The sequence below is a fragment of the Paenibacillus sp. FSL R7-0331 genome (assembly GCF_000758645.1).
Lineage (GTDB): Bacteria > Bacillota > Bacilli > Paenibacillales > Paenibacillaceae > Paenibacillus_AQ > Paenibacillus_AQ camerounensis.
In genome coordinates this window covers 4351058-4368692 of record NZ_CP009284.1, presented here as the reverse complement: position 1 = coordinate 4368692, position 17635 = coordinate 4351058, and the positions used below count along the sequence as shown (strand labels likewise).

At 49.8% G+C, this 17635-nt stretch carries 23 protein-coding genes and 1 pseudogene; 21 read left to right on the top strand and 3 right to left on the bottom strand.

Features of this window, described 5'->3' with window-relative positions; genetic code table 11:
- Positions 1-122 precede the first annotated feature (122 nt).
- From R70331_RS18720 to R70331_RS18710, 3 genes are all read left to right on the top strand, one after another.
- Entirely contained in the window at positions 123-1028 is a 906-nt protein-coding gene (locus R70331_RS18720) for a haloalkane dehalogenase (RefSeq protein ID WP_042177845.1), read from the top strand.
- Between the two features lie 329 nt (positions 1029-1357).
- On the top strand, positions 1358-1837 hold the full coding sequence (locus R70331_RS18715; RefSeq protein WP_042177843.1) for a DUF6530 family protein: 480 nt from the start codon (positions 1358-1360) through the stop codon (positions 1835-1837).
- A 59-nt stretch (positions 1838-1896) separates the two neighbouring features.
- Positions 1897-2256: a GIY-YIG nuclease family protein gene (locus R70331_RS18710; protein WP_042177841.1), complete on the top strand. Its 360-nt coding sequence runs from the start codon at positions 1897-1899 to the stop codon at positions 2254-2256.
- 47 nt (positions 2257-2303) lie between these two features.
- Here the strand turns inward: R70331_RS18710 and R70331_RS18705 are convergent, their stop codons facing one another.
- Complete coding sequence (locus R70331_RS18705; protein WP_042177839.1) at positions 2304-3209, bottom strand: PhzF family phenazine biosynthesis protein; 906 nt, start codon at positions 3207-3209, stop codon at positions 2304-2306.
- 168 nt (positions 3210-3377) lie between these two features.
- Here R70331_RS18705 and R70331_RS18700 point away from each other — a divergent pair, with 168 nt between their 5' ends.
- The 8 genes from R70331_RS18700 to R70331_RS18665 all read left to right on the top strand — a co-directional run bounded on the left by R70331_RS18700 (position 3378) and on the right by R70331_RS18665 (position 7895).
- On the top strand, positions 3378-3647 hold the full coding sequence (locus R70331_RS18700; RefSeq protein ID WP_197071349.1) for a hypothetical protein: 270 nt from the start codon (positions 3378-3380) through the stop codon (positions 3645-3647).
- The gene (locus R70331_RS18695) at positions 3644-4318 is read left to right on the top strand and encodes a hypothetical protein (RefSeq protein WP_156131161.1); all 675 of its coding nucleotides are present in this window, start codon (positions 3644-3646) and stop codon (positions 4316-4318) included. The genes R70331_RS18700 and R70331_RS18695 overlap by 4 nt, the downstream gene beginning before the upstream one ends.
- Positions 4319-4361: 43 nt before the next feature.
- The gene (locus R70331_RS18690) at positions 4362-5075 is read left to right on the top strand and encodes an AAA family ATPase (protein ID WP_042177836.1); all 714 of its coding nucleotides are present in this window, start codon (positions 4362-4364) and stop codon (positions 5073-5075) included.
- 40 nt (positions 5076-5115) lie between these two features.
- Positions 5116-5364, top strand: a complete 249-nt coding sequence (locus R70331_RS18685; protein WP_039874536.1) for a hypothetical protein — start codon at positions 5116-5118, stop codon at positions 5362-5364.
- A gap of 111 nt (positions 5365-5475) precedes the next feature.
- Entirely contained in the window at positions 5476-5847 is a 372-nt protein-coding gene (locus tag R70331_RS18680; protein ID WP_042177834.1) for an iron chaperone, read from the top strand.
- Positions 5848-5964: 117 nt separating this feature from the next.
- Positions 5965-6501: a GNAT family N-acetyltransferase gene (locus R70331_RS18675; RefSeq protein WP_042177832.1), complete on the top strand. Its 537-nt coding sequence runs from the start codon at positions 5965-5967 to the stop codon at positions 6499-6501.
- Between the two features lie 127 nt (positions 6502-6628).
- Positions 6629-7258 carry an immunity protein Imm33 domain-containing protein gene (locus tag R70331_RS18670; protein WP_052419113.1) on the top strand — a complete coding sequence of 210 codons (630 nt, stop codon included), beginning with the start codon at positions 6629-6631 and terminating at the stop codon, positions 7256-7258.
- A 22-nt stretch (positions 7259-7280) separates the two neighbouring features.
- A complete protein-coding gene (locus tag R70331_RS18665) occupies positions 7281-7895 on the top strand; it encodes a hypothetical protein (RefSeq protein ID WP_042177830.1) in 615 nt (204 codons plus the stop codon).
- 269 nt (positions 7896-8164) lie between these two features.
- On the opposite strand, the gene R70331_RS18660 is transcribed toward R70331_RS18665, so the two are convergent.
- Positions 8165-10036, bottom strand: coding sequence for an LTA synthase family protein (locus tag R70331_RS18660; protein WP_042177827.1), 1872 nt, complete (start codon positions 10034-10036; stop codon positions 8165-8167).
- Between the two features lie 213 nt (positions 10037-10249).
- Here R70331_RS18660 and R70331_RS18655 point away from each other — a divergent pair, with 213 nt between their 5' ends.
- The 8 genes and pseudogenes from R70331_RS18655 to R70331_RS31155 all read left to right on the top strand — a co-directional run.
- Positions 10250-11806 (top strand): ABC-F family ATP-binding cassette domain-containing protein, encoded by a 1557-nt coding sequence (locus tag R70331_RS18655; protein ID WP_039874528.1) that lies wholly within the window; start codon positions 10250-10252, stop codon positions 11804-11806.
- Positions 11807-11990: 184 nt separating this feature from the next.
- A complete protein-coding gene (locus tag R70331_RS18650) occupies positions 11991-12536 on the top strand; it encodes a hypothetical protein (RefSeq protein ID WP_042177825.1) in 546 nt (181 codons plus the stop codon).
- Between the two features lie 61 nt (positions 12537-12597).
- Entirely contained in the window at positions 12598-12873 is a 276-nt protein-coding gene (locus R70331_RS18645) for a hypothetical protein (protein WP_042177823.1), read from the top strand.
- Positions 12874-12926: 53 nt separating this feature from the next.
- Complete coding sequence (locus R70331_RS18640; RefSeq protein WP_042177821.1) at positions 12927-13547, top strand: HAD family hydrolase; 621 nt, start codon at positions 12927-12929, stop codon at positions 13545-13547.
- A gap of 39 nt (positions 13548-13586) precedes the next feature.
- Entirely contained in the window at positions 13587-14252 is a 666-nt protein-coding gene (locus R70331_RS18635) for a hypothetical protein (protein WP_042177819.1), read from the top strand.
- Positions 14253-14336: 84 nt separating this feature from the next.
- On the top strand, positions 14337-14696 hold the full coding sequence (locus R70331_RS18630; protein WP_042177817.1) for a BlaI/MecI/CopY family transcriptional regulator: 360 nt from the start codon (positions 14337-14339) through the stop codon (positions 14694-14696).
- Positions 14693-16174: a M56 family metallopeptidase gene (locus tag R70331_RS18625; protein ID WP_042177815.1), complete on the top strand. Its 1482-nt coding sequence runs from the start codon at positions 14693-14695 to the stop codon at positions 16172-16174. The genes R70331_RS18630 and R70331_RS18625 overlap by 4 nt, the downstream gene beginning before the upstream one ends.
- A 67-nt stretch (positions 16175-16241) precedes the next feature.
- Positions 16242-16346, top strand: a pseudogene (locus R70331_RS31155) (DinB family protein); the annotation flags it as partial.
- A 141-nt stretch (positions 16347-16487) separates the two neighbouring features.
- Here the strand turns inward: R70331_RS31155 and R70331_RS31895 are convergent.
- Positions 16488-16640, bottom strand: coding sequence for a hypothetical protein (locus tag R70331_RS31895; RefSeq protein ID WP_197071348.1), 153 nt, complete (start codon positions 16638-16640; stop codon positions 16488-16490).
- Positions 16641-16882: 242 nt separating this feature from the next.
- Here R70331_RS31895 and R70331_RS18620 point away from each other — a divergent pair, with 242 nt between their 5' ends.
- Entirely contained in the window at positions 16883-17410 is a 528-nt protein-coding gene (locus R70331_RS18620) for a histidine phosphatase family protein (RefSeq protein ID WP_042177813.1), read from the top strand.
- Positions 17411-17435: 25 nt separating this feature from the next.
- Positions 17436-17633 (top strand): DUF4304 domain-containing protein, encoded by a 198-nt coding sequence (locus R70331_RS18615; protein WP_042177808.1) that lies wholly within the window; start codon positions 17436-17438, stop codon positions 17631-17633.
- The last annotated feature ends 2 nt before the right edge of the window (positions 17634-17635 follow it).

Below are 17635 nucleotides of genomic sequence, written 5' to 3'. Positions count from 1 at the left end.
CCAGCGAGACAATCCTTCAAGAGTGAAGGGTTGTCTTTTTTGCTATACTAAGTGCAGCGTTCCGGATTTTTGATATGCTGGATTCAGTTGATCAATATAATGCTTAGAAGGGGTTGTTTCATATGGATGAGCTGCACGAGCTGCCGCTGCATACCGGTTTTCCTTACACCTCCCGCCACCTTGCAGTGGACGGGCTGAATCTGCATTATGTGGATGAAGGCGAGGGCCCGGCCGTTCTCTTTCTGCACGGCAATCCGACCTGGAGCTATATGTACCGCAACATTATCCCGTATCTGCAGCCGTTTGCGCGCTGCCTTGCGGTGGATCTGCCAGGTATGGGACGGTCGGACAAGCCCGGATGCGGCTTCACCCTGGCGGAGCATGCGGCATATATCACCGGCTTCATCAGACAGCTGGACCTGAGCAATCTGGTGCTGGTCGGCCATGACTGGGGGATGGCAATCGGTTTGGCATATGCAGCAGCTCACCCGGATAATGTACGCGCGGTGGCTATGCTTGAGCCGCAGGCTCTATACCCGACGCCATCGTGGGAGGAATTCACGCCGGCAGAATCGCGTGAGCTGTTCCAGACGCTGCGTGATCCGCAGCAGGGCTGGCCTTTTATGCGCGATAACAATGTGTTCGTCGAAGGTATGCCTCATATCATCATGAACCGGCAGCTCAGTGCCGGGGAACACGAGCATTACCGTGAGCCGTTCCGCAACCCGGAAGACCGTAAGCCGATGTGGGTCTTTCCTAACCAGATACCGGTAGCGGGCCAACCGTCTGAGGTAGTGCAGGCGGTGGAAGCCCGCAACCGCTGGTTCACCGGCTCAGCGCTGCCGAAGCTGCTATTCCATGCCGAGCCGGGCTGCACCATCCGCGGACCTCAGGTGGACTGGTGCCGGACTAATCTTAGCAATCTGACCTTATGCCCCATCGGGCAGGGCTTCCATCATCTGACGGAGGAGAACCCGCAGCTGATCGGCCAGGAGCTGCAGCGCTGGTTCCGGGGATTGACGTTGTAGACGATGCATGGAGCTTAACGGGTTGAAACATCCCACTAAGTGAGCCCGGGAAGGCCTGCTATGTGCCGGATAGAGGGAGATATCCCATTAGGTGTGCAGAAACAGCCTGCTGTCAGCAAGCAAAATAATAGGGTTGAGAAATAAATAACAAATTGGGGAATGTTCCTTGGAGCTAGTCTGAGGATATTCCTTTTTTTGTATGCAGATTGACAGATCATGGATTGAGGGGTATTATGATTTTGGAATTACTAATTTACTAAATTACTAAATCAGTAAAGTTGAGATACCAACGCAACAACCCAAACTACTTTTAACTGGAGCGTGTGAACATGAAAATTCCAACAACGTTGAAGCATAAGCCTGTGATTGTATCCGAGAATTATGAGCAGGTAGACGGACGTTATGCCGGTAATACGGATGCACAGGGCTTGTCACTGGGGTTAGCCCAGTGGAATGACCGGGGGAAGGTGGATATTTCAGCCAAGGTGTGGAGACATACCGGCGAGAAGTGGTCAAGACAGTCGGAGGAGCTGCCGATGCACCGGGTGCTTGATCTGGCGATTCTGATCTGCAGAAGCAGTCAGTATTTTCAGGATGCCTACCGGCTGCCTGATATGTATGATGCGGAGAACCCGCAGATCGACCGGATCGGACTGCAGGGCGACGCGATGAATGTGGCGGTGTGTACCGATAATCCGATGATCGGGAACGATATTAAGCTGTTTGCCCAGGCGCTGGGTGAAGACGGCGAAATGATCGGCGAACGCCTTAGCGTCCTGTCACGGGTGCTCAAGGAGATGGGCTACTAAAGCTGAACGTGCCTATAAATTAAGCATTAGAGCGCATTTTAAAGAGAGGAGAGAATCACATGGACAAAAGCAAACGTAAAGAGCTGCAGGAAGAATACAAACAGATCAAGACCTATATGGGAGCTATCCAGATTACCAACAAGATCAGCGGCAAAATCTACATCGACTCGTTCTCCAACCTGAAGAACAAATGGTTTACCCTCCAGATGCAGCTGGACATGGGACGGTTTGCGAATGCAGCCCTGCAGAAGGATTGGACGGAGCTCGGCGCGGAGAGCTTTAGCTATGAAGTGCTGGAGCAGAAAGAAGCCGATGAAATGGCGGATATTAAATGGGAGTGCAAGCAGATGCTGAAGCAATGGCTCGACAAGCTGCAGCCGTATGAGGACAAAGGGTATAATAAACCGTTACTCCGGTAAAATAAAGCAGCCGCATGAGCTCCTCCGAGACTCATGCGGCTGTATTCCTATTCGATAATCCATTCTCCTCTGGCAACTTGATGTACCAGTCCCCCGACGCTAATGGCAAATTGATCATCAATTTTCTCTGCATTAACATGAATTAACGACGGTCTGCCGATCATGTACCCCTGTTCCACACGGTATTGCAGCCGGCTGCTGCCCAAAACCTCATACTTCAGCAGATAGCCCGCCAAGTTGCCGTTTGCGCTTCCCGTAGCCGCATCCTCCGGGAATCCGGAATCCTCGCAGAACACCCGCACATGAAGATCATTGTCCTCATGAACTGTCTCCCTGCAAAAGACAAGCAGGTTCGCCCGAAAAGCATCCGCCAGAAAACGCTCATAAGCAATAGGATTAATCCGGCACGAATGCACAGCCTCCAGCGAGCGCAGCGGCACAATAATGGAAGCAAGGCCGGTGGATACCTCCTGGACAGGATAATCCGGCTCCAGCTCATCCGGGCTGATGCCCAGAATTTCGGCAATCACTGCAGCATCTGCCGTTCTTCCAAATTGCGGAGGGTTCTGCTTCATCCACAGCTTGCCGCTGCTGTCCGGCGCAACAGGAATTTGCCCTACCCCAAGATTCAGCACAACGGTGCTGCCGGAATCTCCATGTTCCTCCTGATCACTCCGCTGCTCAATCTCCTTCTGGATAATAAAGGCCGTCCCCAGACTAGGATGACCGGCAAAGGGCACCTCTGTATCCGGGGTGAAAATCCGCACATTATAACCGCCGTTCACCTGCTCATCTGACGCGATAAACGTGGTTTCAGCAAAATTGGTTTCATTGGCGATTTGTTGCAGCAGCGTCTGCGGAAGATCAGCGGTATGGCGGAATACGGCCAGCTGATTGCCGGCATATTTTTTCTCGCCAAAAACATCTACAATATAAAAAGGAATCGTACTCACCTTGTGGCCTCCCGGATATTTAAGAATACTGTCAAGAATAAAGGGTAGCCGGGCGGATTGCAAGAAGTTAGAGCAGGGCTACGCATGAACCAATCTGCTCCTCTTTACGCAACTTCCAACATATAGGAGACGTATATAAGGGAAAACGTGCGGATAGGAGGAGTTACCATGGGTAACAGTGCTAAGAGGTTTTTAAAGCTGTTTTATAAAAATGTTAAAGAGATCCGGGCCCCGGCCCCTTATGAGGTAAACAACCTGCGTGTCATCTGCGTTCATTGCCGGCATGACCGGTTTGACCATGGCTTTGCCCAGCTGAATACGGCTTTGCTGAGCTTTTTTAATCTGGATTTTGCGAACCGTTCGGCTAATATTCTGACCTGTGACCGCTGCGGGTATGTTCATTGGTTCAATAAAGATATAAGGAAGGTGAAAATGTGATGAAGACTAAAGCTTTTGCCGGATTAGGTGTGTGTATGATAGCGGCAGGACTGCTGCTTACAGCATGTAATACTGAGCCCAAGCCCGCTAAGCTGTCGGTTCAGGATGCTGAAGCGGTTATCCGGGAGATACTGGGACAAAAGGCGGGTACCGCTGCACTTTCGGGTGAGCTGACTGAAATTACGCCGGAGGACGTGTGGGAAGAGACGGGATACCAGCTTTTTAAGGATGGCAGCAGTCTGGACACTTATGTTGTAGCAGACGGCAAAGCTGCGGTGCTGGGAACCGGCTTTGGCGGCTATGGGGTTACGAGCGTTATGCCTTTTGATGTGGGTGGTGACGGGACGCAGGATCTTGTGTATGCTTATTCCTACGGGTCAGGTATCCACCGTTCGGTGATATCCTGGATGGACCTGCAGAGCATGGCCGAATATCCGGTGCAGAGTGCCGGGGAAGACGGCGGCTTCCGGACTTATGATCTTATTTTGCAGCAGGAAGAGGATTCCATCGGGGTGTATCAGATTGGTAACGGGCAGGACAGGGAAGCGACAACCAAGGCGCTGCTGAGCTATCCGGCACAAAAGGATGTCCAGTCCATGAAGCTAACCCAAGACGGGACACTTGTGCGGAAGAATGACGGACTCTATTATGAAGCAACCGGCGGAGATTGAGCGAACAGGTATATACTAACAACAGGTTGGGAGAGGATGCTGCTTGTTCCTGCGCGGTCTGGAAATGATGCTGAATAATATACCCGAGCCCCGGCGTTATCCGTTCTCGATCCCGGCTTTGAAGAATCTTGAGCGGCTTGAATTTAAGAACAATGTAACGTTTCTGGTCGGAGAGAACGGGTCAGGCAAATCCACTCTGCTGGAGGCGGTTGCCTACCAGTGCGGCTTCAATACGGCCGGCGGCGGCCGGAACAATGCCTATGAGGTAGATGCTTCGCATTCGGCACTGGGCGAACACATCCGCTTATCCTGGCTGCCGAAGATTACGAACGGATTTTTTCTGCGGGCGGAGACCTTTTACCATTTTGCCTCCCATCTGGATACGATGCCTGAGAGCCTGCGGTATTACGGGGGGCAGTCGCTGCATAAGCAGTCGCACGGGGAGGCCTTTTTGTCCCTTTTTACTAACCGGTTCGGGAAAAAAGCGATCTATCTGCTGGACGAGCCCGAAGCCGCGTTATCCCCCGCAAGACAGCTGTCATTGCTGCGCATCATCAAGGATCTGGAGAAGGAAGCCCAGTTTATCATCGCAACCCATTCGCCGATTCTGCTCGGTTATCCGGGTTCGCAGATTCTGAACTTTGACAGCCATCCTGCCGGAGAGATCCGGTACGAAGATACAATGCACTACATCATTACGAGACAGTTTCTGGAGAACCGGAATGCGGTTTTGCGGGAGCTGTTCAGTGACGAATGAACGAATGAATGAACGAATGAACATCGCGGGAGGAATCATCATGGCAAAGGAATATTCAAGAGCATATCTGGAAAGTGTGAAGCAGGAGCTTCTGAACAGGCTCGGGCTGAAGCAGGTATATTACAAGGGGATGGCTGGCGATGATCTGCTGTTTGAGGCGACGGGCTTCGACCGGGGAACGTCACATAAATTCTGTGTCCGGACCAAAAACGGCTCAGTCGATGAAGCCGTCGGCGGCAAATGGATGAAGGTACGCGGCTTTACTGTTAAAAGTAAGGAATTAGGCTAAACTCCCTGCATTAGCTGCATAGCTGGATATGTGGCGTTTTTTTGACTAACCAGCTTGTATTCGATATAGTTGAAACCAAGATAAAGGCAGTTGAGAGACAGGAGGAACAGCATGGAGGTTTTTGCAGAATACCTGGACGGGATCAAGAATCCTGCACACCGTACACGGACGGAAGAGGTGCTTAGCTGGGTAGCCGGACGTTATCCTGAGCTGGAGCCCAAAATAGCCTGGAATCAGCCGATGTTCACCGATCATGGCACCTATATTATCGGTTTTAGTGTATCCAAGCAGCATATGGCGGTAGCCCCGGAGGTAGCGGGAATTAACCGGTTCTCCGAGAGGATCGTACAAGCCGGCTATGACCATACGAAGCAGCTGCTGCGGATAAAGTGGGAAAGTCCGGTTGACTACTCCCTGCTTGAAGAAATGATCGAATTTAACATTCTGGATAAAGCAGACTGCGCCACCTTCTGGCGGAAATAAAGCACGTAGCTTAATACAAAAGGAAGCCGGCCGCAATGCTTTTCATTGTGGCTTTTTTGTATTTCTGAGAGAATATAACAAAGTCGGTTACCCCTGTAGAAAAGGATGTGGCATAGCATGCAGCTTGAGACGGAACGGTTATTGATCAGGGAGTTTGAATATGAGGATTATGAAGAGGTCCATGCCTATGCATCAGACCCGCTGGTAGCCAAGTATATGATCTGGGGCCCGAATACGGAAGCCGAGACAAAAGATTATATTAACATGACAATGGAGCTGCAGAAGCAGTCGCCGCGCCGTGATTACGAGTTTGCAGTTGTGCTGAAGGCTACCGGTCAGTTGATGGGCGGCTGCGGGATTCATCTCAGCGAGCCCCGCCAAGGGGAGATCGGCTATTGCTTTAACCCTCTTTTCTGGAAAAAGGGATACACGAGTGAAGCTGCTGCTGCGCTGCTCCATCTCGGATTCGGTGAATTTGCGCTGCACCGGATTTACGCCACCTGCCGGCCGGACAACACCGGTTCAGCCAAAGTCATGCAAAAAATCGGCATGCGCTATGAAGGTCATCTGCGGGAGCATATGTGGCATAAAGGCGGATGGCATGATTCTTTTCTTTATTCTGTGCTTGAACATGAATATAAACAGAATTCCTGAATATTCCGGGGCATAGGGGGCATAAGATGAGTAAAATGAGCTTGTTTGTTCCTGACGGTCTATTTTGCTGTAATAATCAAGTGAATATGCGGAAATCGGGTAATAACCGAGTAAGGAGGAATGCTGAGTGGAATGGATATTAGAAAATGTTGAAGAAACCAGCCTACTGCACCCGGAATCGTTCTTTATTCCCTCTGAGCATGAAAGAAGCTCCCAGCAGACCGGAAGACTGGTCAGACTGCATTTCGTATTAACGAATCCGGCAGAAGGCGGGCCGCGTGCAGAACGGATGTGGGTGGAGATTACCGGACAAGACCCTGTCAGCTGCCGTTATACCGGTATTTTGACTAATGCACCGGAATACCTGAAGTCACTGAAACTTGGAGACACGGTACAATTTGAACCGAAGCATATTGCCCGCACCATTCTTCGCGAAGGTGACCCGCTGTGGCTGGAGGTCGGGGAGAAAATGGCGCTCGTCTCAAAGAAATGCCTGGAGCCCGGCAGCGCGGTGCACTGGATGTACCGGCAGGCCCCGGAACGGGAGCAGGATAGCGGCTGGCGGCTATTTGCCGGGGATGAAGATGAAGCGTATCTGGGCAATTCCAACAATGTGCGGTTGATGCACGTATATGCCATAATGGATCAGGACCCGAGTTTGCTGGAGCCGTTTAAGGGAGAGGTTGGCAGTGCTTTTGAGCGGGAGAGCAGGGATGGGGCATGGATCCGTGTGAGGGATTGGGTTCTGGAGGAGTAGGTGGGCCGAGGGGGAAAGTGTAATGCCGGAATACTCGCATGTTCAGACTTATGTGAAATGTGATGAGAGTAACTATAAAGAGGTGATACAGCAGTTTGCTGCATTCCTCTCCAGGGCAGGCTTGGACAACAGCTATTTCAATAGCGGACTTAAATGGGAAGTGGCGGACAACGGTTTTATGTATCAAGGCGGGAATGCGGATGCAGAGGAGGTCCCTGTAGAGGGGCTTTCGCTGCATGTGCGGCCTTATGTGGTTGGTCTTACGCCTGAGGTGTTTTCAGAGCTGGCAGAGTCGTGGCTTGAGGTGAGTCTGCTGTTCTGGACGGAGGAGATTACAGCGGATTACAAAACGGGTGAGCTGAGAAGTGAGGTACAGCCGTATATTTGGAGTCTCATGGAGCAGTTTGCGGAAAGCTATGATCAGGCGGGAATTTACTTTACGGACGAGGCGACTGGCGGCAAGCCATGGGAGGCGGTCTTTACCGGTAAAAGCGATGAACTGTGGTCATTTGATGCTGCAATTATACCCGCGGCTTCGGCGGATTTATATGCTAATCCTGATGAACAGCTGTTTTATTATACATACTCCGGGAAACGGTTACTACTGGTGCGCAGAGAGGTTTGGGGAGGGGAGTAATCCGCAATCCCGCAGCATAACTGTATTTTGTGCAACTATATCAACGACTTTTTGAGTTTTTATCGGTTTAAGTGTACTCGGTGCAACTATTATCGGCCCTTTTGAGCTAAATCGCATTTTTAGTCCAATCTAGTTGCACGGAATACACTTATTCCTGAAATGTGGCCTTACTTCCCCCATTTAGTTGCAGCAAATACACTTATTTCTCGTTAAGGCCCCATACAACAAACAGCCGCCCCATCAGGAGCGGCTGTTTTAATGCGGATGGTCTATTGTTCCTCCGTAATCTCACGGTCCGGAAGCTGTGACACATAGCTGTCAGACAGCTGAAGCAGCTTCAGCGCCGAATTGAATTCGTCTTCGGTGGACTGCAGCGGCTTGTCGCCGTCGCCGGACAGCGTGTAATGCTGGCCGTCCTCGAAGCCGCTGCCGGACAGGAACAGCTCCTCATTATTGACGAAGGAACCGGTCGGCAGATAATAACGCTGCGGCAGCAGGTTGTATTCTCTTTCGTTCAGAATATCCTGGCCAAAGTGAATATGATTGTCGAGCGGCAGGCCAAGCAGATTGGCTACTGTCGGCAGAATGTCCACCTGACCGCCTAACTGGTTCTGTACGCTGGCCATAGGTACCCCGGCAGACGAAATGATCAGCGGAATGTTGATCAGGTCGCGCTCGGTGTATTCTTTTCCCAGAATCTCCTGCAGCAGTACCTTATCCTCATCCTTCAATGAGAAAATCGGCAGTCCGCGGTGGTCACCGTACAACACAACCAGACTGTCATCCCATACGCCGTTCTCCTTGAGCTCAGCGATAAACTGTCCCAGCGCATAGTCTGCGTAGTTCTGGGCGCGAATGTAGTTGCCAACAAAGGTTCCCTCATACCGCTCCGGCAGCGTCATCTGGTACTTGTTCTCCGGAATCGTGAACGGATTATGTGAGGACATTGAAATGACATGGGAATAGAACGGCTGGCTGCTCTCATTCATCCGGGCCAGCTCTGCAGAAGTTTTGGAATAGAGTACTTCATCAGAGGCGCCGTAGAAAACGGTATCTTCCTCGCCAAAGAAAGCTTTATCATAATAACGGTTGAACCCCAGCGCCCGGTACAGCTCGCCGCGGTTCCAGAAATCTACTTCATTCGTATGGAAGGTTGCGGTGTCATAGCCCTGCTCCTGCAGCAGCTTGGGTAAGCTTGGAAGCTCCTTGGGCGCATAAATATCGGTTGCCGGACCGTCCGGCGGTACATAGAACGAGGTGTTGACGATAAACTCCGCGTCCGAGGTGTTGCCTTGGCCGACCTGCTGGAAGAAGCGCGGGAAATAGATGCTGCTGTCTGCCAGCTTGTTCATGTTCGGTGTAATTTCCTTGCCGTCGATGGAAAGATGGATCAGGAAATTCTGGAAGGATTCCATTTGAATAATGACCAGGTTTTTACCCTTGGCGGCCCCATTCAGAATCGGTTCAGAACGGACGGTAATACCTTTAGTCTGATCAATGACAGACTGCGTAATCGCCGAGCTGTCGATCAGCTCCTCCTTATCATCTGCAAGCAGGGCATAGGCTTCGTAATTGAGAATACCCATCTGCTCGGCCTGAACCGTCTCGTTCATACTGGCTTTGTTCGGGAAGATATTCATCATGCAGAAAACGAGTGAAATACAGAACAGAACGGCGACAACCTTGCGGTTGCTGCGGCGTGACATCGCCTTTTTCCAGGCCACGGCCTTCTTGCGGCTGAGCATGATCAGGCTGATGACGATAATATCCAGGAAGATCAGCATATACTGCGGATGGAGCACCGCGAAAATACTCTTTTTAACGGCACCCACCTGTTTAGCCTGGCCGAATACCTGAGAAGTGGCAATAATTCCGAAGTGATTGTGATAGATAATCAGTGAAAAGAATAAAACGGTGATCAGCAGGTTGACGAGCATGTAAATAGCGATCTTCCGCTTTGTGGCGAACCACTCAATCAGACAGAAGATAATCAGGACAAAGGGGATTTCTTTGAACAGGGTACTCCAGGTCGGCCCGTCTTCGAACAGGTAGTACCAGGCAAAGTAGCTTTTCGCCAGCATAATGATAGAGAAGAATAGTATAGATCGTTTACTGAGTGTGCGTGGTTCTTTCAACCGCATTGCTTATGCGCATCCTTTACACTTTAATTAATTCATTCTATTACATAGCAGCTTCCAAATTCAACTCTAATAGATTACCTGAAAATGCTGAAAATGCCTATGTAAAAATCAAATATATTTTACTGCAAATATTTTCAATCCCTTCTGGAGTTGCGGCCCCAAAACCTTTATAATATGACGAGTATACTTTGTAAAGGAAAAGGTGTTAACTTCATGAGCATATTAAATGTAGAGAAGCTGAGTCACGGGTTTGGTGACCGGGCGATTTTCACGGATGTATCCTTCCGCCTGCTGAAGGGTGAGCATATCGGTCTGATTGGAGCCAACGGTGAAGGAAAGTCTACCTTCATGAACATTATTACCGGTAAGCTTCAGCCGGACGAAGGCAAGGTAGAATGGGCTAAGCGTATGCGTGCCGGTTATTTGGATCAGCATGCCGCGCTGACTAAGGGACAGTCGATCCGTGATGTGCTGCGCAGCGCCTTCCAGTACCTGTTCGATATGGAGCAGGAAATGAATGATATGTACGGCAAGATGGGCGATGTCACTCCAGAGGAGCTGGAGCAGCTGCTGGAGGATGTCGGTACCATTCAGGATACGCTGACTAACCAGGACTTCTATATGATCGACGCCAAAATCGACGAAACCGCCCGCGGTCTCGGCCTGACCGACATCGGTCTGGACAAGGATGTTCACGATCTGAGCGGCGGACAGCGCACCAAGGTACTGCTTGCGAAGCTGCTGCTGGAGAAGCCGGACATTCTGCTCCTCGATGAGCCGACGAACTATCTGGATGAGCAGCATATCATCTGGCTGAAGCGTTACCTGCAGGAATACGAGAATGCGTTCATTCTGATCTCCCATGATATTCCGTTCCTGAATAGCGTAATCAACCTGATCTACCATATGGAGAATCAGTCGCTTTCCCGTTACGTTGGGGATTATGAGTATTTCCAGCAGGTGTATGAGGCGAAGAAGTCGCAGCTTGAATCTGCGTTCAAGCGTCAGCAGCAGGAAATCTCAGACCTGAAGGACTTCGTTGCCCGGAATAAAGCGAGTGTGGCTACCCGTAATATGGCGATGTCACGCCAGAAGAAGCTGGACAAGATGGAAGTCATCGAGCTGGCCAAGGAGAAGCCGAAGCCGCAGTTCAATTTCAAGCAGGGCCGTACTTCCGGCAAGGTTGTATTTGAGACGAAGGATCTGGTTATTGGTTATGATTCTCCGCTCTCAAGACCCCTTGACCTGAGCATGGAACGGGGACAAAAGATCGCGCTCGTCGGCGCCAACGGTATCGGTAAAACGACACTGCTGCGCAGCATTCTGGGCCAGATCCCGACCCTTTCCGGTTCCGCCAGACTTGGCGACCTGCTGGAAATCGGCTACTTCGAGCAGGAGATGAAGGATGCCAACTACAACACCTGTATTGAAGAGATATGGACGGAGTTCCCTTCCTTCACCCAGTTCGAAATCCGCGCGGCGCTTGCCAAGTGCGGCCTGACCACCAAGCACATCGAGAGCAAGATCGCGGTTCTGAGCGGCGGCGAAAAAGCCAAAGTTCGGCTCTGCAAGCTGATCAACCGCGAATCCAACCTGCTCGTACTCGATGAGCCGACGAACCACCTTGACGTTGATGCCAAGGAAGAGCTGCAGCGTGCGCTCAAAGCGTACAAGGGCAGCATCCTGCTGATCTCCCACGAACCGGAGTTCTACCGCGACATCGTAACCGATACGTGGAACTGTGAGTCGTGGACTACAAAAGTATTCTAATATGATAAGCTGTGTGACGGGCTGCCTCGGTGAGGCGGCCCGTTTTTGCGTGGAGCGGCGGATTGTATAATCCTTTATATGTAAGCGGAGCTGTAGCTGTTAATATATTGGGTACCGGAGCTTAGGGGAGGCGTTATGAGAGAAGAGATACAGGCAGGCCGAAAGCGAAGAAAGAAGAGTGGCTATGATTATTAAAAACAGTAAACGCAGCCTTATAAGCCTGCTGGCAATTATGTTACTGGTATTTGTTAGCGCTGGCTGCAGCGGAAAGAGTGACAAAGATACAGCATCAGATAACCCGATAGACCGTGCTTTCAGTGAAGATATCAAAAAAGCGTCGGCTACAGCTGAGGTGAGGTATGTAGCTCATGCATATGTGGCTGCCTGGGAGGCGGAATGGAACCATCTATTCGAAGAGTTATCGAAGCAGTACCAGTTTGAAGAAGATAAAAACATATTGAAGGAATATAAGAAGAGGTATGAGGCTTTTGTTGAAGCGGGATCGACGCTGGAATGGACAGACTGGACAGATACCTCTGTAGCGCCAGGCAAAGATCGCCCATACGGAACCGGAACAATCGGCGCTTCTTTGATGGAGGAGGCGGTCTTGTACCGCAATCAGGTTCTTTACTTAATAAATAAGTACTATTCTGATTCTGAAATGTACAAATATGGAGAATACACCTATTTGTACAGCGGAAAAGGAGCGGAGTTTGATAAAGCTCTGTAATTAGAGACTAAGAGACTAAGTTGCAACTTTCCGGTGCAAATAATGATCAAGGAGCTGGACAATGATTTCAAAATCTAAAGCCTTTGGAATTTTAATCACAATACTGTTATTGTACTTATTCTGGAATTCTCTCAGGTCATCCACCTCCGAAGTTGCAAAAGCCACAGCGATAAATGACAAACAGCTTCAGTTTGTAAATTTGAGCGGGCAGATCAGAACATTGAAGACGTCGGTTGATATATCTGGGGTAGTTGAAGTAAATCATCAATACTTTATTACCTTCGATAAGCGGATCGGAGCAAAACCCCAGCTGCAATCCATTAAAATATCAGAGTGAACAATCAAATAGTAAGCCGGATAATGAAGAAAAATAAAGTATCGGAGGCTAACATGGACAGCATTATTTTTGATCTGGACGGAACGATGTGGGATTCTTCGGAGGTGGTGACGGTGGCGTGGAATGATGTGCTTCGCAAGTATGCAGACATTCCGCATGTTATCACCAAGGAAAATTTACAGGGGATTATGGGCCTGCAGCCTGCCGAGGTTGGCACAATCCTGCTTCCCGGTATGGAAGAGGCAATGCAGCAAAAGCTTCTGGACGAGTGCTGTGAAGCCGAGTGTCATTACCTGGCTAAGCAGGGCGGCTTGTTATATGAAGAGCTTGAAGCAGTGCTTACGGCTTTATCGGCACAATACAAGCTGTTCATCGTTAGCAACTGTCAGAAGGGATATATCGAGGCTTTTTACGAGTATCATCAGCTAGGCAGGTTCTTCGCGGACTATGAGAATCCGGGCCGGACAGGGCTGCCCAAGGGGGAGAATATCAAGCTGATCATGCAAAGAAACAATCTGGAGAGTCCAGTCTACGTGGGCGATACGGAAGGGGACCAGAAGGCCGCAGCGTTTGCCGGAATTCCGTTTGTTTTTGCAAGCTATGGATTTGGAGAGGTGAGCGGTGCGGATTATACGATTAACCGTTTCTGTGATCTGTTGGAGCTGTTTAACTAAGCCTTACCTCTAAATGAACCAGGGATGGAGCTGAAGCACATGCAATTGAAGCCCAGTGCCGTACAGTTCGGCGGCATTGCGCTGATTCTGGCGGGAGTCCTCTTTTTTATACAGTATCTGTTTATGCTGCCGGTGCCATCGCCTCCAACGACCTCTGATGCTGAGCTGGTGACATGGCTGGCCGAGTGGAAATTTAATATGTCCATGGCGGATGAGCTGCTCTTCTTTGCCCCGCTGTGTCTGATTCCGGCTATTGCGGCGCTATATCATGTTCTGGTAAAGACCGATATGACTACAACCCTGCTGGGCTGCGCACTTCTGGCACTTAGCATTCCTATTTACATACTGCTCGTCATCATCCTCGGGAGGGTGGTTTACCCTGTATTCAAGATTGAATTATCCGCTGAGAGCCTTAAGCTGATGTTCAGCCTGTATTACGGAGGGCTGCACACGGTGGCCCTTATCATGGGAATTGCAACGGTTATACTGAGCTTGGTTACCCTGAAAAGCCCGCTCGGCAGGCCCTGTGCCTATCTGGGTTTTGCTGCCGGGATACTTGATCTAATCGGATCTTTCCCCTGGCTGACCGGGACAACGGCAACGTTTATATGTCAGCTGGCTTTTGCAGCGTGGTTTGTTGTGCTTGGAGCGAGACTGATCAGGATTTCCGGAACGGCAATGCCGGTGAGTCTGCCAAAGAGCTGAGCAGCGGCTTGACTTTCGAGGTCTACTGCAATAAACTCATTACATGAGGTTTACTACAGTAAACTTGAAATGAGGAGGAGCTGCATGGAAACCTACAAATTGTTCGATGCCGAATATAAGTTTGCCTGCCTGATCTGGGATAACGAGCCGATTAATTCAACAGAGCTGGTGAAGCTGAGCCAGACCAAGCTGGGCTGGAAGAAATCCACGACTTATACAGTACTCAGAAAGCTGTGTGAGCGGGGAATTCTGAAGAATGAAGATGCAACCGTTACAGCTATTATCAAAAAAGCAGAGGCACAGCAATACGAAAGCGAGACGGTAGTGGAAAAAGCCTTTGGCGGATCGCTGCCGCAATTTCTAACCGCTTTTCTGGGCAAAAAGAAGCTGTCCGAAAAGGAGGCGGAGGAGCTGAAGCGGATCATTGAGGAGGCGACCCGATGATTACGGAGTGGTTCATCTCTGTCCTAAATATGAGTATCACAGCGGGTTATGTGGCAGCTGCAGTGCTATTGGTAAGGGTATTTTTACGGAGAGCCCCCAAAATATTCTCTTATCTGTTATGGTCTGCTGTAGCAATCAGACTGGTTCTGCCCGTCAGCTTTACTTCAGATTTCAGTCTGCTGCGGCTGTTCCAGCCTCATTCACAGACAGGGGCGGGAGCAGGGCTTATGAATTTTGTACCGCCAGGTATTGGTTTGCAGCTCCAGCCGGCAGTAGATGCCGGTATTAACGGAGTAAGCAGGCTGATTAACAGCTCACTTCCGGGTGCTGTCCAGACCGCCAGTGTAAATCCGCTGCAGCTTATCCTGTGGACGGGAAGTATGATCTGGCTGACAGGCGTTGCAGCTCTTTTACTGTACAGCATTGTATCGTACGTGCGCATTACGGCACGAGTACGGACAGCAACGCGTGTTAAAGAGAATATTTATGAGTCGGACCAGATTGCGGCGCCTTTTGTGTGCGGTTTTATTAAGCCGAAGATTTACGTTCCTACCGGAATGAGCAGTCAGGAGCTGCCCTATATCATACTGCACGAACAGACGCATATCCGCAGGCGGGATTATCTGATTAAGCCCTTTGCCTTCCTGCTGCTCATCCTTCACTGGTTCAATCCCTTCATGTGGCTGGCGTACGCGCTTATGGGCAAAGATATGGAGATGTCGTGCGATGAAACGGTCGTCCGGAAGCTGGGCAGCGGGATTAAAGGGAGCTACTCAACTTCTTTACTTACACTTGCAACAGGTAAAAGGGGAGTTCCGGCAGGGAGTCCGCTTGCTTTTGGCGAGGGGAATGTGAAATCCAGAATCAAAAATATTCTCACCTACCGCCAGCCGTCCCCTTGGATCACCGCATGTACATTTGTCCTAATCACCGTTATCCTTGCTGTCTGTATAGTTAACCCCAAGCCTGAAGTGTCTCCGGTACAGCAGTCTTATAAAGGCTACAACGTGGAGCAGCTGCTAAAAAACCGCACACCCTACGTGGGTGCTGCCAGCAAGGTTGGCGGAATTATCGGCGGCTTGCCGGTGCCGGAAGGTTTGGAGGCTGCGGGGATGGAGCTCCAGACGGTGGCTCCGCCGTATGGCTTGACTATTAAATATGACATGCAGGATTCAGCCGGTGTGACCAAAAACGGTGCGATCAGCGGCGATGCGTTCTACCGCAATTCCATTTTGCTTTTTAGCCTGATTGACAACGTGGACAGTATAACCTATATCCTTACTGACCGGATGGGGGCCGTCACCTACCCGCTCACAGATGATACCAATCAAAATGGCAGTGTAACCTACAGCGTTACCTTTGAAAGGGAACAGGTCGGCAAGCAGCTTGAAGGAGATATCTCTCAGTATGCTACAGATGAAGCAGGACTGCATCAGTTGATCGACCGTGTAGAGGAAATGCTGTCTGCGGATTATTAACCATACACTCTTCAGGAGGCTGCAAACATGCAATAACTGCCAGGCAGAGCTTACTCCATCCGTCTGAGAGGTTATGCGGCTCCTGATTGCCCACGAAATCCACCATACCGGCCGGCTGTCCGTCTGGGCGCGGGAGATCGGTAAAGAGCCGGTGAGTGCCAATTTTGTCGGCGGAGATGTGTATAATTGTCAGCCTGTTCAAAGGCGTACTAAATATGTAATTAGCACCGGGAAAGCGGAAGGAGCCGCAGATTTTCGGTGCTTTTTGTGTTGTTGGCAGGTTATAGAAGAGTGTACATATTCGCTTGTGCCGTTACTCTTCATCCTCATTGCTGGATCTGACCCCGCCGCCAAAAAGCCAGCCTTTAGCTTCCATGAGGTCAATAAACGTTTCATAAAACTCATCTGGGTCGATATCACCGTCTTTTGCGAAAATAAAACCTTCTATTCTAATACCTTTACTCATTCGGTGAACTCCTTATTATCAAATGTGCTTTGGAATTGTGCTAGCTAATTGCAGCTCCTGAAATTCATGCTGCCGTGCCGTCTTCACTAGTAAAGATCATCTAACAGAACAAGTATAGCATATTGAGTGGGCGGTGGTGTGATGTTGAGCAGGGTAAGCACAGGACTATTTTTCAGGGCAGGAATGCGCAGTGGTAGAGGCGAAATAAGTAATACAAAAAATGTATGTGTGGGGGATTCGTATTGACTCAATTCTTTCTTATTCGGCATGGAGAACCTCAGTGGGATATCAACGAACAATATAATCTAAAGGGGCATGGCCGGGACCTTGTACCGCTTACTGATACAGGAGTAGAGCAGGTATATGCGGCAGCACAGGATGAGCGTTTACAAAAAGCTGAAATTATACTTTCATCTCCTTATCCAAGGGCATTGCAGACAGCAGCTATATTAACCAAAGAACTTGGTTTAGACATAAAAATTGAATTCGATTTAAGGGAATGGCAGCCTGATCTAACCTTTGAATATGATTCATTGGAGAGGCTTAAAGAACTGGGGGACGATTATGATGCAAATCATGGAGTTTATCCTCCCGGGGAGCCCAGGGTTTGGGAATCTAAAGAGCTGCTTAAGGAGCGGGTGGAGCAGGTAATCGACAAGTATTCCGGATTTCAAAAGGTCATCATCACCGGACACGGCATGGCTTTTCGAACTTTGGTAGGACAGGTCGGCGAGATTCCGCATGCTTCCATTATTGAGTATTCAAAATAAATATTAGGCATGAGGTACTCCATCCATGAAAACAAGTGATTTCAGAAACCTAATCAAGAAATATCTGGCGCCGGCTTTACATGAGCTTGGTTTTTCCGGAACAGATCATCATTTTGTGAGAGTTGCCCCCAATCATCTTGTTAACACTATTGTTATCCAAGCTGATAAGGACGGCGTGTCTTGCGTTGTTGAAATGGGAGTCCATGATTGCCGCAGCAAATAGTT

Coding starts and splice junctions, on each gene's coding strand:
- R70331_RS18720 (WP_042177845.1), top strand. CDS start 123: ATGGATGAGCTGCACGAGCTGCCGCTGCATACCGGTTTTCCTTACACC.
- R70331_RS18715 (WP_042177843.1), top strand. CDS start 1,358: ATGAAAATTCCAACAACGTTGAAGCATAAGCCTGTGATTGTATCCGAG.
- R70331_RS18710 (WP_042177841.1), top strand. CDS start 1,897: ATGGACAAAAGCAAACGTAAAGAGCTGCAGGAAGAATACAAACAGATC.
- R70331_RS18700 (WP_197071349.1), top strand. CDS start 3,378: ATGGGTAACAGTGCTAAGAGGTTTTTAAAGCTGTTTTATAAAAATGTT.
- R70331_RS18685 (WP_039874536.1), top strand. CDS start 5,116: ATGGCAAAGGAATATTCAAGAGCATATCTGGAAAGTGTGAAGCAGGAG.
- R70331_RS18680 (WP_042177834.1), top strand. CDS start 5,476: ATGGAGGTTTTTGCAGAATACCTGGACGGGATCAAGAATCCTGCACAC.
- R70331_RS18675 (WP_042177832.1), top strand. CDS start 5,965: ATGCAGCTTGAGACGGAACGGTTATTGATCAGGGAGTTTGAATATGAG.
- R70331_RS18665 (WP_042177830.1), top strand. CDS start 7,281: ATGCCGGAATACTCGCATGTTCAGACTTATGTGAAATGTGATGAGAGT.
- R70331_RS18660 (WP_042177827.1), bottom strand. CDS start 10,036: ATGCGGTTGAAAGAACCACGCACACTCAGTAAACGATCTATACTATTC.
- R70331_RS18655 (WP_039874528.1), top strand. CDS start 10,250: ATGAGCATATTAAATGTAGAGAAGCTGAGTCACGGGTTTGGTGACCGG.
- R70331_RS18650 (WP_042177825.1), top strand. CDS start 11,991: ATGATTATTAAAAACAGTAAACGCAGCCTTATAAGCCTGCTGGCAATT.
- R70331_RS18645 (WP_042177823.1), top strand. CDS start 12,598: ATGATTTCAAAATCTAAAGCCTTTGGAATTTTAATCACAATACTGTTA.
- R70331_RS18640 (WP_042177821.1), top strand. CDS start 12,927: ATGGACAGCATTATTTTTGATCTGGACGGAACGATGTGGGATTCTTCG.
- R70331_RS18635 (WP_042177819.1), top strand. CDS start 13,587: ATGCAATTGAAGCCCAGTGCCGTACAGTTCGGCGGCATTGCGCTGATT.
- R70331_RS18630 (WP_042177817.1), top strand. CDS start 14,337: ATGGAAACCTACAAATTGTTCGATGCCGAATATAAGTTTGCCTGCCTG.
- R70331_RS18625 (WP_042177815.1), top strand. CDS start 14,693: ATGATTACGGAGTGGTTCATCTCTGTCCTAAATATGAGTATCACAGCG.
- R70331_RS31895 (WP_197071348.1), bottom strand. CDS start 16,640: ATGAGTAAAGGTATTAGAATAGAAGGTTTTATTTTCGCAAAAGACGGT.
- R70331_RS18615 (WP_042177808.1), top strand. CDS start 17,436: ATGAAAACAAGTGATTTCAGAAACCTAATCAAGAAATATCTGGCGCCG.